This is a genomic window from Protaetiibacter mangrovi, from assembly GCF_024752305.1.
GTDB lineage: Bacteria > Actinomycetota > Actinomycetes > Actinomycetales > Microbacteriaceae > Homoserinibacter > Homoserinibacter mangrovi.
Map to the genome: position 1 here is coordinate 287,092 of NZ_JANTHX010000004.1, position 14,200 is coordinate 301,291.

A 14,200-nucleotide genomic window follows, 5' to 3' on the forward strand; every position below is an offset into this window, starting at 1 on the left:
GGATGCGCACGAGAGCATCAAGACGTCGAGTCACCACCGTTGGGGGGGACGGCTCGCGAACCCAAATCAAAACAAGAGGAAATGGAATTGCACATGACTCGCATCATCGAGGCCTTCCAGGCCAAGCGTGCGGAGCTCGCCAAGAAGGACGAGGGCTTCACCCTCATCGAGCTCCTCGTCGTCGTCATCATCATCGGCATCCTGGCCGCGATCGCGATCCCGGTGTACATCGGGGTCCAGAACTCGGCCAAGGACTCGGCCACCCAGTCGGACATCCAGAACGCGAAGACCGCCGTCGTGGCGTACTTCACCGCCGAGGGTTCCTACCCGGCTGACCTGACCGGCCTCGACAGCTACGGCTACCCGGGTGTCAGCCAGGACGGCGAGACCATCACCTTCACGCCGGCGACCACCGGTTCGTCCTTCACCATCGACGGAACCAGCCCGACCGGCAAGAAGTTCCAGGCGACCGACTCGTCGGGCGTCGAAGAGGTCACCAGCCCGTAAGGGTTCGGACGTCGGCTCCGGCCGGCGGCCAGGGTGGGGCGTCGCGTTCGCGGCGCCCCACCCTCCTAGTCGGAATCATCGACGACATCGCTCGGGGGGGCGTAGATGAAGTCACGAAGCAGTCGGAGCCTGATCCGTCGGGCCGCCGATGCCGCACGCTCCGACTCGGGCGTCTCGATCATCGAGGTGCTCGCCGCCACCCTCATCTTCCTCGTCATCTCGATCGGCGTCGCCCAGGCCACCGTCACGGCCGTCCGCCTCTCGGGCGACCAGCGCCACCGCGTCACGGCCTTGAGCCTGGCGGCCGGCGAGATCGACCTCGTCCGCTCCATCGGGGATCCCTTCAACGTCTTCGATCGCACGATCACGCAGAACGTGGACGGGATCGACTACAAGATCTACCGTGACACCTCGTGGGTGTCGGGCACCGGTCTCGACATCCCGTGCGGCGCCGGCGGGTCGGGCAACCTGCAGTACAAGCGCGTCAACGTGCGCGTCACCTGGGGCGGGCAGATCGTTCCGATCGCCCCCGTGTCCTCCGACACCATCCTCGCGCCGGACGGCCGGCTCAACGACCCCACCCGCGGCACCATCCTCGTCTCGGTCGTGAAGGCCGACGGCACGGGCGCATCCGGTGTCGCCGTCGCGGTCACCCCGAACGGATCGGGCGCGGCCACGCTCGACACGCCGCCCGACAACACGAACGCCGAGGGCTGCACCTACGCCCTGCAGGTGACCCCGGGCGACTACATCGTGGGGCTGTCCAAGTCGGGCTACATCAGCTCCGGCCAGCTCACCTCGCCGACATCGAGCATCTCGGTCACGGCCGGCGCCACCGTCAACGCGTCGTTCACCTACGACAGCGCCGCCACCTTCGCCCTCACCTACGCGGGCGGTTCGACCGCCGCGCGGGCCACCAACTTCGAGACGAGCTTCGTCAACACCTACGGCGTCTACTACAAGAGCGGATCCGCGGCCACCGCGCAGCTGTTCCCGTGGAGCTCGGGGTACCGGGCGATCGCCGGTCACTACGTCGCGCCGGACGCGACGGGGGCCGGGGGATGCTCGGCCGTCGATCCCGCCGAGTGGCAGGCGGGCACGGTGTCGGGCACCTCGCTCGCCGCCGGCGTCGCGCCGGATCCGGTGGCCGCGGCCCCCGGTGGCGGTGCGGCGATGAACGTCGCGCTGGCGACCCTCCAGCTCAAGAGCATCCCGGTGAAGAACTACATCACCGCGGTGAGCGTCGACACCTCCGCCGTACCGGGGGAGCCGGGGTGCGCGGTCAGCATGACCTACAACTTCGACCGCGTGGGCACGAACAACAGCAACTCGGACCGTACGATCATGCTCCCCTACGGCACCTGGAAGCTCTACTCCTCGACGACGAGCGGCAGCACCTCCAGCAGCGCGGCGATCGGTCAGTCGGCGATCATCCCGCTCAACAACGTCGTCACCTCCGGCATGGTCTCCGGCAACCAGGTGACCCTCGACCCGCGGGTGGCGGGATGATCGCCCTGCAGCGGCGCCTGCGCCGGGAGGAGGCCGGGGTCACGCTCGTCGAGACCCTCGTCGTGATGATCCTGAGCGCCCTGCTCATGTCGATCACGGTCGGCTTCTTCGTCTCGGTCACCAAGCAGACGCTGCAGTCCGAGAGCATCCGCCGCTCGACCTCCGACGCGAGCAACATCATGAACGTCGTCTCGACCGCGATCCGCGCCTCGGTCAACAACGCCGTGCAGAGCTCGACCACCCCCGACCCGGCGGTCGTCGCCGCGTCCGCGACGTCGCTGACCGTGATGACCTACACGGATGCCGGGGTGAGCGGATCCGTGGGGAACGTCTTCGAGACCCCGCTGCGCGTGCGCTACCGGGTGGACGCCCAGGGCCGGATGCTCGAGGACCGCTGGACCGCGACCAAGAACGCCCAGGGGTACGCGGTGTTCCCCAGCATGTCGACCGCACCCAGCTCGACCCGCATCCTCGGGAACGTCGTCGTCAACGCGTCGAGCGACGCGCTGTTCCGGTACTACAACGCGAGCGGCGCCCAGCTCGGAACCTCGGGCGACCTCACGCTCGCCCAGCGCACCGCCGTGACCTCGGTGCGGTTCGTCGTCAAGGTGCAGGCCGACAACTCGACGGATGTCGTCGAGCTCGACAACACCATCGGCATGCCCAACATGGACCTCGCGGCAGGGAGCTGACAGATGCTACGTCGACTGATCCGCCAAGAAGAGGGCTACGTGCTGCCCATGGTCATCGGCCTGGGACTCGTGCTGGTGCTCATCACGGCGGTCGCCCTCACCTCGACCTCGAGCGGCACCGTCAAGGCCGACACCGAGACCGACTGGAACGCCGCGCTGTCCGCCGCCTACGCGGGCATCGAGGACTACTCCAGCCGGGTCGAGAACGACAGCTCGTACGTGAAGTACGGGAATCCCGCCTCCGCCTTCAGCGCGGGGAGCCCGGGGCTCAGCCTGCCGACCGGCACGAACGCCAACAACGCGTTCGCCGTGACCGCAGGCGGAGCATGGGCGACCGTGCCGGGATCCGACGGCAAGGCCCAGTTCCGCTACGAGGTCAACACCGCCAAGTACGCCTCGACGGGCGTCATCCGGGTGCGCGCGACGGGCAAGGTGGGCGACCAGACCCGTTCGCTCATCGCCGACCTGCGCCAGGACGGCTTCAGCGACTTCGTGTACTTCACGGACTTCGAGACGCAGGACCCGCTGATCACCTCGGGCAACGACCCCTACTGCGAGAACTACTGGTGGAACCGTCCGCCGCAGAAGACCTCGGGGGTCACCGGCTACAGCTCGGGGTCGCCGAACTGCGGCGACATCCAGTTCGCCGCGAGCGACACCATCAACGGCAAGGTGCACAGCAACGACCGCATCCTGATGTGCGGCGCGACCTTCAACGGCGCTGTGACGACCGCGAGCACGACGAACCCGCTCTACGGCACCGGGTCGGGGTGCTCGGCGGCGACCTTCAACTCCGGCAACCCGCAGAAGGTCGGCGCCATCACCATGCCCGACACCAATGCGGCCATGAAGACCGAGACCCGCAGCGATCTGCCGAGCCAGGTGCCCGACCCCGGGTGCCTGTACACGGGCCCGACCGTCGTCAAGTTCAACGGCGACGGCAACATGACGATCTGGTCGCCGTTCACCAAGAAGACCCAGACCACGGGGTCCAACACGGGCAGCACGCCGTCGAAGTGCGGCGCGGTCGGCACGAGCGGCAACGCGCTCGGCAGCACCTCGGGGGCCACGATCCCGGTGCTCGACCTGAACCTCATCTACGTGCAGAACGTGCCCACCACCTCGTCGGATCCGAACTACACCTCGACCTCGACCACCTCGTTCGGCAACTACTACTGCAGCGGCAGCGGGTCGAGCCAGGGCTGGCGCATCGCGTCGAGCAGCAGCACGACGACGTACGCCCAGAAGTTCCCGGCCACGATCGGCTCGTACACCGAGAACATCCCCTCCAGCTCCACCTCGACGACCCCCGCGTACGGTTGCCGCAACGGCGACCTCTACATCAGCGGTCAGATCAAGGGGCGGATGACGGCGGCCGCCGAGAACTTCGTCTACATCACGGGCGACCTGACCTACAAGGACAACACGCAGGACCTGCTCGGCCTCGTCGGGCAGAACGCGGTGTGGGTGTGGAACCCGATGCGCACCGAGACCGTCAGCTGCGGCTGGTACTGCACGACGACCACCACGACGGCGATGCTCGGCACCAACCGCAACATCTACGCCTCGCTGCTCTCGGTCGCGCACACCATCCAGGTGCAGAACTACGCGCAGGGCTCCGACCGGGGCATCCTCAAGATCGTGGGGAGCATGGCGCAGAAGTTCCGTGGTCCGGTGGGTACCGGTGGCTCGAGCGGGGTCTCGACCGGTTACGCCAAGAGCTACAACTACGACCCCCGGCTCACCTACTCGGCACCGCCGAAGTACCTCGTGCCGACCTCGACCACCTACCAGGCGACCCAGGTCGCCGGCGCGCCGTCGGCGTTCGCCGCGAACGGAGCAGCGAATTGATGCCGCTGCTCGCGACCGTCGCGGGGGTGACGGGCCTGTCGATCGGCTCGTTCCTCAACGTGGTCGTGTGGCGCGTGCCGCGCGGCGTCTCCATCGTGCGGCCGGCGTCCGCCTGCCCGGGGTGCGGCGCCGAGATCCGTGCCCGCGACAACGTGCCGGTGCTGTCCTGGCTGATGCTCGGCCGCCGCTGCCGCGACTGCCGGACCCCGATCTCGGCGCGCTACCCGATGGTGGAGGCCCTCACGGCGCTCGCCTTCGTGCTCGTGGCGCTGTTCTTCGCTCCGGCGATCGTGCAGGCCGAGACGGCGGCCGGGGTGGTCGGCGCCAGCCTCGAACTCGTGGCGTTCCTCGTGCTCGCCGCCGTCAGCATCGCCCTCTCGGCGATCGACGTCGAGCTGCGGCGGCTGCCCAACTCGATCGTGCTGACCGCGTTCATCGCGGGCGTCGTGCTGCTGGTGCCCGCGGTCATCCTGCTCGGTCGACCCGAACTGCTGATCTCCGCCGTCGTCGGCGGAGCCGGATCCTTCGCCTTCTACCTGCTGCTGGCCCTCATCGGCCGCGGCGGCATGGGGATGGGCGATGTCAAGCTCGCGGGCGTGCTCGGCTTCTACCTCGGTGCGCTCGGGTGGGCGCAACTCGCGGTCGGAGTCGGTGCGGCGTTCGCAGTGGGTGCGATCGCGGGGGCGATCACGCTCATCGTGCGGCGGTCCCTCGCGGACCGATCGCTGCCGTTCGGACCCTGGATGTTCCTCGGGGCCTGGATCGGCATCGTCGGCGGCGAGTCGATCGCCGCCGCATATCTCCGTTTCGTCGGCCTCGGCTGACGACGGGGGCAAACGGGAGAAGGAGAAAGTCATGGCATCGACCATCGTTGGTCTCGACTTCGGTCGGGGGGTGATCAGAGCCGCAGAGGTATCCGGCGCGGCCTCGGCGAGGCCCACCCTGGTGAGGTACCACCAGATCGCGGTTCCGACCACGGCCGTCAATCGCGGCGAGGTGACCGATCAGGAAACCGTCGTGGGGGCGCTCAAGCAGCTCTGGGCACAGGGCGGGTTCAAGACCCGCAAGGTGATCGTCGGCGTCGGCAACGCCCGGGTGCTCGTGCGCGAGCTCTCGGTGCCGCGGATGCCGATGAACCGCATCCGCGAGACCCTGCCCTTCCAGGTGCAGGACGTGCTGCCGGTGCCGGTGGCCGAGGCTCTGCTCGACTTCTATCCGATCGCCGAAGCGGACGAGGACGGCAAGCCCGTCATCCAGGGTCTGCTCGTCGCGGCGGTGAAGGAGAGCGTGCTGGGCATCGTGGAAGCGGTCGAGAAGGCCAAGCTCGTGCCCGTCGACGTCGACCTGATCCCCTTCGCGCTCAGCCGCTCGCTGCTCACCGGGCCGATGGCCCAGGGCTCGGTGGCGCTCGTGCACATCGGGGCGGAGACCACGATGGTCACGGTCGCCGTGAACGGCGTGCCGCACTTCGTGCGCATCGTGCAGAACGGCAGCGACGACATCAACCGCGCGCTCGTCTCGCGCCTCGGCATGGACGAGTACCAGGCGGAGCAGATCAAGCGCCGCTTCGGTCTCGCCACCCAGGGTGCCGGCCCCGAGCTGCGTCCGGCGTTCGAGGTGATCTACGAAGCCACCGGCGACCTCGTCGTGTCGATCCGCAACACGCTGAGCTTCTACCTTTCGAGCCGACCCGGCTCGACGGTGGAGCGCGTCGTGCTGTCGGGCGGCGGCGCAGAGCTGAACGGCTTCGCCACGGCGCTCGCGGATGCGACGCGTCTTCCGGTGCGCGCGCCGGCCCCGGTCGACCGCCTCGCCGTCGCGCGCTCGGTCGACACCGGTCAGATGTCCGCCGGAATCGCCGGGGTGCCCGTCGCCGCCGGCCTGACCCTCGGGAGCAAGGCATGACCGCCACCGTCACGGCGCCTCCGCGCACCGCGGGCGCCGCCGCAGGCCGCAAGGCAGTGCCCCTCGGCGCGGCACCCCGCGTCTCGCTCATGCCGCCGGAGCTCGGCGAGCGCAACCGCCAGCTCGGCGTGCAGCGCGGCCTTCGGCTCCTCATGTTCGCCGTCGTGGTGCTCACCATCGCCGCCGTCGGCGGCGCCTGGTACCTGGCGTTCAGCGCGACGCTCGCCGCGCAGGCCGAGCAGGCGCGGACCACCGATCTGCTCGCCGAGCAGGCGAAGTACGCCGACGTGCAGTACGCGATCACCCAGGTCGAGGTCGGCGACGCCGCCCTCAAGGTGGGTGGATCGACCGAGATCGACTGGCAGGACTACCTCGGCCGGGTGCAGGCGTCGCTCCCCGCGGGCGTCGCGCTCGACAGCTTCACCGTCGACGCGTCCACGGTGACGGAGCAGTACCCGCAGTCGTCGACACCGCTGCAGGGCGCGCGGATCGCGACGCTGCAGTTCTCGGCGATCAGCCCGAGCCTCCCGGAGATCCCGGACTGGCTCAACCGGCTGAAGGAGCTCCCGGGCTACGTCGACGCGACGCCGGGAAGCGTCTCGCGGAGCGACGACGGCAGCTACACGGCGAGCATCGAGATGCACATCGACTCGCAGGCGTACAGCAACCGGCTCACCGCGGAGGACGCCACGACCGAGGGGACGGGACAGTGAAGCTCAGCACCCAGGTCTGGGGACTCATCACCTTCGTGGTCGTCGTCGGCGTGCTCGCGGCCGGCTGGTTCCTCGGCGTGTCGCCCCAGCTCTCCGCGCAGGCCCTGGCCGACGGCCAGCGGAAGGCGGCGATCGCTCAGAACACGTCGATCCAGACCGCCATCGACGACCTGAAGAAGGAGGAGGCCAACCTCCCCGAGTATCAGGCGCGGGCGGCGGAGATCGAGAAGGTCATCCCGAGCGGGCTCGAGAGCGCCGCGTTCATCACGACGCTCAACAACCTCGCCACCGCCACGGCGGTCACCATCGAGCAGATCTCGATCGGCGAGGTCGTGAAGTACGCGCCGCCGACCGGAGACGAGAACCCCGACGGGGCTCCGAAGCCCGTCACGGACAGCCGCATCTCGGGAGACAACTTCCTCCTGGTGCCGGTCACCCTCTCGGTGAGCGGCGGCTGGAACGAGGTGCTCGCCTTCACCCACGGGGTGCAGACCGGCGACCGCCTGATGCTCGTGACCAAGGTGACCACCTCGGGCGACGGCACGACCTTCACCACCACGCTCAACGGCACGATGTACGTGCTGCTCCGGCAGGCGCCCCCGGCGTCCGCGTCCGCCGACTCGACGGACGCGGCGACCGACACGGCCGCCGCCGGATAACCCGACCGCCGGCGGCCGCGCCCCTCCCGTCGCGGCCGCCGGCACCTTCTTCGCAGATGAACGTACGCATCCTGCGCGTCGTCGAGATCGGCGCGCTGCTGCTCGCCCTGCTCGGCGTCGCGCTCGTCGCGCGGAACAGCGCCGGACTCGCCGGCCCCTGGTTGCTCGTCGCCCTGCTCGCGACGGTCCCGCTCTACGTGGCGGGCCGCGGTTGGCGGCTGCCGTGGTGGCTGCATGCCGTCGCCGCCGCCCTGCCCGCCTCGCTCGTGCTGGTCGCGCTCGCGCACGGGCACGGCGACGGGGCCGCGCGGGCGACCCGCTACGGCTACGGCGCCCTGCTGGCGCTCGCGGTCATCGGATGGGCGCGCACTCCGCGTCGAAGGCTGGCGGCCGGCCTCGGCGTCGTGGCGCTGACCGCCGATCAGTACGTCACCGCCTGGTTCCCGTGGTGGGGCGGGCAGGATCCCACCAAGCTCATGTGGGGCTCCTTCTACTGGCACAACCAGTTCGCCATCTACCTGGTGATCGGGGCCGCGGTCGCGGCCGTGCTCGCGGTCGCCGGCAGACGGGTCTTCGCACTGCTCGGCTTCCTCGTGACCTTCCTCGCCGGGGCGGGCGTGGTCGCATCCGGATCCCGTGCCTCCTTCGCGCTGTTCGCGCTCGTGCTGCTGCTGGCGGCGCTCGTCGGCGTCGCCGCGAACCGCTGGGGCGGGCTCCTCCGGGGGCTCGCGCTCCCCGTCGGGGTCGCGCTCACCGCGATGTTCATGACGAGCGCCGTGTTCTTCCCGGATCCCGGTGCCGCCTCCGGCGACGAGTACTCGGGCGTCGACCGTCTCGGGAACGGCGTCTCGGCGGAGAGCTCGATCTCCGATCGGCTCACCTGGTGGGGTGACGCGCTGCGGCTCGGAGCGAGCTCCCCCCTGGTCGGGGTGGGTCTTCAGGCGTTCGGGCGCGCGCTGCAGTGCGAGCGCGACGTCACCCTCGCCTCGCACCCGCACAACGAGTACCTGCTCGCCTGGGCGGAGGGCGGCGCGCTGGCCGCGGTGCCGTTGCTCGCGATGCTCGTCGGGGTGGTCTGGCTCGTGGTCCGGTCGATGCGCCGACCGCGGGGGATCGATGTCGAGCGCCGCGTGCCGTGGGTGCCGAGCGGTGCGGAGCTGCGTGCGGATCCCGTGCGCTGGGGTGCGCTCATCGGACTCGTCGTGGCGGCCGGGCACGCCGCCTTCGACTTCGACTGGGCCTACCCGGCGCTCCTCGCGATGGCCGGGCTCGTCGGCGGCATCGCGGCCGCACCGGTGTTCGCGAGCGGCCCCGCATCGAGCCCGGTCCGCCGCGTCGTCAACCTGGTCCTCGTCGCCCTGCTGCTCGCGGCCGCCGTCACCGGCTACCTCGTCGACCCGCTGCCGAACGAGGTCCTGCGGCCGCTCATCCCCGGCATGTACACCTGCCCCACGGGCTGACGCCCTCACATTGCGGCAGATTACGTGCGCGGGTACACTTGACCGCGTGTGTGCATTCGCGCACGTCTCCCATGCCCTGAGAACCGCTCCCGTGGAGCGGGCCGCAGCATGGAGGCGGGGCGGACGCCCCACTGGGCCAGGCCCCGGCACCCGCCGCGGCTGACCCCCACGGCATACCCGTCCGCAGTCCTGCCGGGGTTCCCCGGAAGGGGACGGGTACCGATGGATCCACCATCAAGCTGTCACCGTGCAGCGCGAGCAAGGAGCACTTTTGCCCACCATTCAGCAGCTGGTCCGCAAGGGCCGCACGCCGAAGGTCACCAAGACCAAGGCACCGGCCCTCAAGGCCAACCCGCAGCAGCGCGGCGTGTGCACCCGTGTGTACACGACCACCCCGAAGAAGCCGAACTCGGCCCTCCGCAAGGTCGCCCGTGTGAAGCTCTCCAACGGCACCGAGGTCACCGCCTACATCCCCGGCGAGGGCCACAACCTGCAGGAGCACTCGATGGTGCTCGTGCGCGGTGGTCGTGTGAAGGACCTCCCCGGCGTGCGCTACAAGATCGTCCGCGGCGCCCTGGACACTCAGGCCGTCAAGAACCGCAAGCAGGCCCGTAGCCGCTACGGCGCGAAGAAGGGTTAAGGAACATGCCTCGCAAGGGACCCGCCCCGAAGCGCCCCGTTGTGGCCGACCCGGTCTACAACGCGCAGATCGTCAGCCAGCTCGTCAACAAGATCCTCCTCGACGGCAAGAAGGACCTCGCCCAGCGCATCGTCTACGGCGCGCTCGACGGCGTGGCCACCAAGTCGGGCCAGGACGCGGTCGTCGTGCTCAAGAAGGCGCTCGACAACGTGCGCCCCACCCTCGAGGTCAAGAGCCGCCGCGTCGGCGGCTCGACCTACCAGGTGCCCGTCGAGGTCAAGCCGCACCGTGCGAACACCCTCGCGCTGCGCTGGCTCGTCAGCTACTCGAAGTCGCGTCGTGAGAAGACCATGACCGAGCGTCTGCAGAACGAGATCCTCGACGCCTCGAACGGCCTGGGTGCCGCGGTCAAGCGCCGCGAGGACACCCACAAGATGGCCGAGTCGAACAAGGCTTTCGCGCACTACCGCTGGTAAACCTCCCGGACATCCGGATGCCGTAGCCTCCCGGCCGCGGCATCCGGATCCCCGGATCACACTCCCCGAAAGAAGGAACACCCCGTGGCACAAGACGTGCTCACCGACCTCACGAAGGTCCGCAACATCGGCATCATGGCCCACATCGACGCCGGCAAGACGACGACGACCGAGCGCATCCTCTTCTACACGGGCGTGAACCACAAGATCGGCGAGACGCACGACGGCGCCTCGACGACCGACTGGATGGAGCAGGAGAAGGAGCGCGGCATCACGATCACGTCGGCCGCCGTCACCTGCTTCTGGAACAAGAACCAGATCAACATCATCGACACCCCCGGTCACGTGGACTTCACCGTCGAGGTGGAGCGCTCGCTGCGCATCCTCGACGGCGCGGTCGCCGTGTTCGACGGCAAGGAGGGCGTGGAGCCCCAGTCCGAGACCGTGTGGCGTCAGGCCGACAAGTACAACGTGCCGCGTATCTGCTTCGTCAACAAGATGGACAAGCTCGGCGCCGACTTCTACTTCACGGTCGACACGATCATCAGCCGCCTGGGTGCCAAGCCGCTCGTGCTGCAGCTCCCGATCGGCGCGGAGTCCGACTTCGTCGGCGTCGTCGACCTGATCGAGATGCGCGCCCTCGTGTGGCCCGGCGACGCCAAGGGCGACGTGACCATGGGCGCCAAGTACGAGGTGCAGGAGATCCCCGCCGACCTCCAGGCCAAGGCCGAGGAGTACCGCGCGATCCTGCTCGAGACCGTCGCCGAGACCGACGACGCGCTGCTCGAGAAGTTCTTCGGCGGCGAGGAGCTCACGGTCGCCGAGATCAAGGGCGCGATCCGCAAGCTCACCATCGCGAGCGAGATCTACCCGGTGCTCTGCGGTTCGGCGTTCAAGAACCGCGGCGTGCAGCCGATGCTCGACGCGGTCATCGACTACCTGCCGTCGCCGCTCGACGTGCCGCCGGTGCAGGGCCACGACGTCAAGGACGCCGAGCTCGTGCTCGAGCGCCACGCCGACGCCACCGAGCCGTTCTCGGCGCTCGTGTCGAAGATCGCGGTGCACCCGTTCTTCGGTCGTCTCACCTACATCCGCGTCTACTCGGGTGCGCTCGAGTCGGGCGCCGCGGTGATCAACTCGACCAAGGGCAAGAAGGAGCGCATCGGGAAGATCTTCCAGATGCACGCCAACAAGGAGATCCCGGTCCCCTCGGTGACCGCCGGCCACATCTACGCGGTCATCGGCCTCAAGGACACCACCACCGGTGACACCCTGAGCGACGCGGCGCACCCGATCATCCTCGAGTCGATGACGTTCCCCGAGCCCGTCATCGAGGTCGCGATCGAGCCGAAGACCAAGGCCGACCAGGAGAAGCTGGGCACCGCGATCCAGAAGCTCGCCGAAGAGGACCCGACGTTCCGCACCGAGCAGAACCAGGAGACCGGTCAGACGGTCATCAAGGGCATGGGCGAGCTGCACCTCGACATCCTCGTGGACCGCATGAAGCGCGAGTTCAACGTCGAGGCGAACGTCGGCAAGCCGCAGGTGGCCTACCGCGAGACCATCCGCAAGACCATCGAGAAGTACGACTACACCCACAAGAAGCAGACCGGTGGTTCCGGTCAGTTCGCGAAGGTGCAGATCTCGCTCGAGCCGCTCGAGGTGACCCCGGAGACCTCGTACGAGTTCGTGAACGCCGTCACCGGCGGTCGCGTGCCCCGCGAGTACATCCCCTCGGTCGACGCGGGCATCCAGGACGCGATGCAGGTCGGCGTGCTCGCCGGCTTCCCGACGGTGGGTGTCAAGGCGACGCTCGTCGACGGCGCCTCGCACGACGTCGACTCCTCGGAGATGGCGTTCAAGATCGCCGGATCGATGGCCTACAAGGAGGCCGCGCGCAAGGCGAGCCCCGTTCTGCTCGAGCCGCTGATGGCGGTCGAGGTGCGTACGCCCGAGGAGTACATGGGCGACGTCATCGGCGACATCAACTCGCGGCGCGGACAGATCCAGGCGATGGAGGACGCGACCGGGGTGAAGGTCATCCGTGCCCTGGTGCCGCTGTCGGAGATGTTCGGCTACGTCGGCGACCTGCGGTCGAAGACCTCGGGCCGTGCGGTCTACTCCATGCAGTTCGACTCCTACGCCGAGGTCCCCAAGGCCGTGGCCGACGAGATCGTCCAGAAGAGCAAGGGCGAGTAGCCTCGCCCGTCGGTCGAGCAGTGCCGTAGGCGCGACGCCTCGACCACCCACTAAAGTAAATCGAAACCCCGCATCCGCATCCGGAAAGCCATCCGGATGCCTGCAACCGAGTCCTGAGGAGGACACCAAGTGGCTAAGGCCAAGTTCGAGCGGACCAAGCCGCACGTCAACATCGGAACGATCGGTCACGTCGACCACGGCAAGACCACGCTCACCGCGGCGATCTCGAAGGTGCTCGCCGACAAGTACCCGTCGTCGGTCAACGTCATCCGTGACTTCGCCTCGATCGACTCGGCTCCGGAGGAGCGTCAGCGCGGCATCACGATCAACATCTCGCACGTCGAGTACGAGACCCCGAAGCGCCACTACGCGCACGTCGACGCCCCCGGTCACGCCGACTACATCAAGAACATGATCACCGGTGCTGCCCAGATGGACGGCGCGATCCTCGTGGTCGCGGCGACCGACGGCCCGATGGCCCAGACCCGCGAGCACGTGCTGCTCGCCAAGCAGGTCGGCGTGCCCTACCTGCTCGTGGCCCTCAACAAGTCGGACATGGTCGACGACGAGGAGATCCTGGAGCTCGTCGAGCTCGAGGTGCGCGAGCTGCTCTCCTCGCAGGACTTCGACGGCGACAACGCCCCCGTCGTGCGCGTCTCGGGCCTCAAGGCCCTCGAGGGCGACCCGACGTGGACCCAGTCGGTGCTCGACCTCATGGAGGCCGTCGACGAGAACATCCCCGACCCGGTGCGTGACAAGGACAAGCCGTTCCTCATGCCCATCGAGGACGTCTTCACCATCACCGGTCGCGGCACCGTCGTGACGGGTCGCGCCGAGCGCGGCACCCTCGCGATCAACTCCGAGGTCGAGATCGTCGGCATCCGCCCGACGCAGAAGACCACGGTCACCGGTATCGAGATGTTCCACAAGCAGCTCGACGAGGCCTGGGCCGGCGAGAACTGCGGTCTGCTCCTCCGCGGCACCAAGCGCGAGGACGTCGAGCGCGGTCAGGTCGTCGTCAAGCCGGGTTCGGTCACGCCGCACACCCAGTTCGAGGGCACCGCGTACATCCTCTCCAAGGACGAGGGTGGCCGTCACAACCCGTTCTACGCGAACTACCGTCCGCAGTTCTACTTCCGCACCACCGACGTCACCGGCGTCATCACGCTGCCCGAGGGCACCGAGATGGTCATGCCCGGCGACACCACCGACATGACGGTCGAGCTCATCCAGCCGATCGCCATGGAGGAGGGCCTCGGCTTCGCCATCCGTGAGGGTGGCCGCACCGTGGGCGCCGGCAAGGTCACCAAGATCATCAAGTAAGTCTCCGACTTACCGATCGGGAAGGGCCCGGATCCGAGAGGATCCGGGCCCTTTCGTATGCCCGTACCCCGGTAGACAGGGGTGTCTACGGTCCTTTCGGGGGCTCTGTACCCTCCCCGCCGGATCCCTAGGCTGGGGGAGTCCGCCCGGATCGGCTCTACCCAAGCCTCGCTCTTACCCGGCGAATCCGTGCGGCATCCCGAACCCGAAACCCGTGGAGACGCATGCCTCGCGCGCGCGCAAACACGCCTGCGAACCCGAACCGC

Annotated in this window: 13 protein-coding genes; all 13 read left to right on the forward strand. The window is 68.7% G+C overall.

Annotation, left to right across the window (positions count from 1 at the left end; all coding sequences use genetic code 11):
- Positions 1 to 93 precede the first annotated feature (93 nt).
- The 13 genes from NUH29_RS14555 to tuf all read left to right on the forward strand — a co-directional run bounded on the left by NUH29_RS14555 (position 94) and on the right by tuf (position 13,934).
- Entirely contained in the window at positions 94 to 507 is a 414-nt protein-coding gene (locus tag NUH29_RS14555; protein WP_308445742.1) for a type II secretion system protein, read from the forward strand.
- Positions 508 to 612: 105 nt separating this feature from the next.
- Positions 613 to 2,016 carry a type IV pilus modification PilV family protein gene (locus tag NUH29_RS03555; protein ID WP_258797605.1) on the forward strand — a complete coding sequence of 468 codons (1,404 nt, stop codon included), beginning with the start codon at positions 613 to 615 and terminating at the stop codon, positions 2,014 to 2,016.
- Positions 2,013 to 2,708, forward strand: coding sequence for a prepilin-type N-terminal cleavage/methylation domain-containing protein (locus NUH29_RS03560; RefSeq protein ID WP_258797607.1), 696 nt, complete (start codon positions 2,013 to 2,015; stop codon positions 2,706 to 2,708). Before NUH29_RS03555 ends, NUH29_RS03560 begins: the two co-directional genes overlap by 4 nt.
- A gap of 3 nt (positions 2,709 to 2,711) precedes the next feature.
- Complete coding sequence (locus NUH29_RS03565) at positions 2,712 to 4,559, forward strand: hypothetical protein (protein ID WP_258797608.1); 1,848 nt, start codon at positions 2,712 to 2,714, stop codon at positions 4,557 to 4,559.
- A complete protein-coding gene (locus NUH29_RS03570) occupies positions 4,559 to 5,383 on the forward strand; it encodes a prepilin peptidase (protein ID WP_258797610.1) in 825 nt (274 codons plus the stop codon). The genes NUH29_RS03565 and NUH29_RS03570 overlap by 1 nt, the downstream gene beginning before the upstream one ends.
- Before the next feature lie 31 nt (positions 5,384 to 5,414).
- Positions 5,415 to 6,464, forward strand: coding sequence for a type IV pilus assembly protein PilM (gene pilM / locus NUH29_RS03575; protein WP_258797611.1), 1,050 nt, complete (start codon positions 5,415 to 5,417; stop codon positions 6,462 to 6,464).
- Positions 6,461 to 7,177, forward strand: coding sequence for a PilN domain-containing protein (locus NUH29_RS03580; RefSeq protein WP_258797612.1), 717 nt, complete (start codon positions 6,461 to 6,463; stop codon positions 7,175 to 7,177). Before pilM ends, NUH29_RS03580 begins: the two co-directional genes overlap by 4 nt.
- A complete protein-coding gene (locus NUH29_RS03585) occupies positions 7,174 to 7,836 on the forward strand; it encodes a type IV pilus inner membrane component PilO (RefSeq protein WP_258797613.1) in 663 nt (220 codons plus the stop codon). Before NUH29_RS03580 ends, NUH29_RS03585 begins: the two co-directional genes overlap by 4 nt.
- 56 nt (positions 7,837 to 7,892) lie before the next feature.
- Positions 7,893 to 9,296, forward strand: a complete 1,404-nt coding sequence (locus NUH29_RS03590; protein WP_258797614.1) for an O-antigen ligase family protein — start codon at positions 7,893 to 7,895, stop codon at positions 9,294 to 9,296.
- Between the two features lie 271 nt (positions 9,297 to 9,567).
- Positions 9,568 to 9,936, forward strand: a complete 369-nt coding sequence (gene rpsL, locus NUH29_RS03595; RefSeq protein WP_147900665.1) for a 30S ribosomal protein S12 — start codon at positions 9,568 to 9,570, stop codon at positions 9,934 to 9,936.
- A 5-nt stretch (positions 9,937 to 9,941) separates the two neighbouring features.
- Positions 9,942 to 10,412, forward strand: coding sequence for a 30S ribosomal protein S7 (gene rpsG / locus NUH29_RS03600; protein WP_258797616.1), 471 nt, complete (start codon positions 9,942 to 9,944; stop codon positions 10,410 to 10,412).
- An 84-nt stretch (positions 10,413 to 10,496) separates the two neighbouring features.
- A complete protein-coding gene (gene fusA, locus NUH29_RS03605) occupies positions 10,497 to 12,611 on the forward strand; it encodes an elongation factor G (protein ID WP_258797617.1) in 2,115 nt (704 codons plus the stop codon).
- Positions 12,612 to 12,740: 129 nt separating this feature from the next.
- Positions 12,741 to 13,934, forward strand: coding sequence for an elongation factor Tu (gene tuf, locus NUH29_RS03610; protein WP_258797619.1), 1,194 nt, complete (start codon positions 12,741 to 12,743; stop codon positions 13,932 to 13,934).
- Positions 13,935 to 14,200 lie beyond the last annotated feature (266 nt).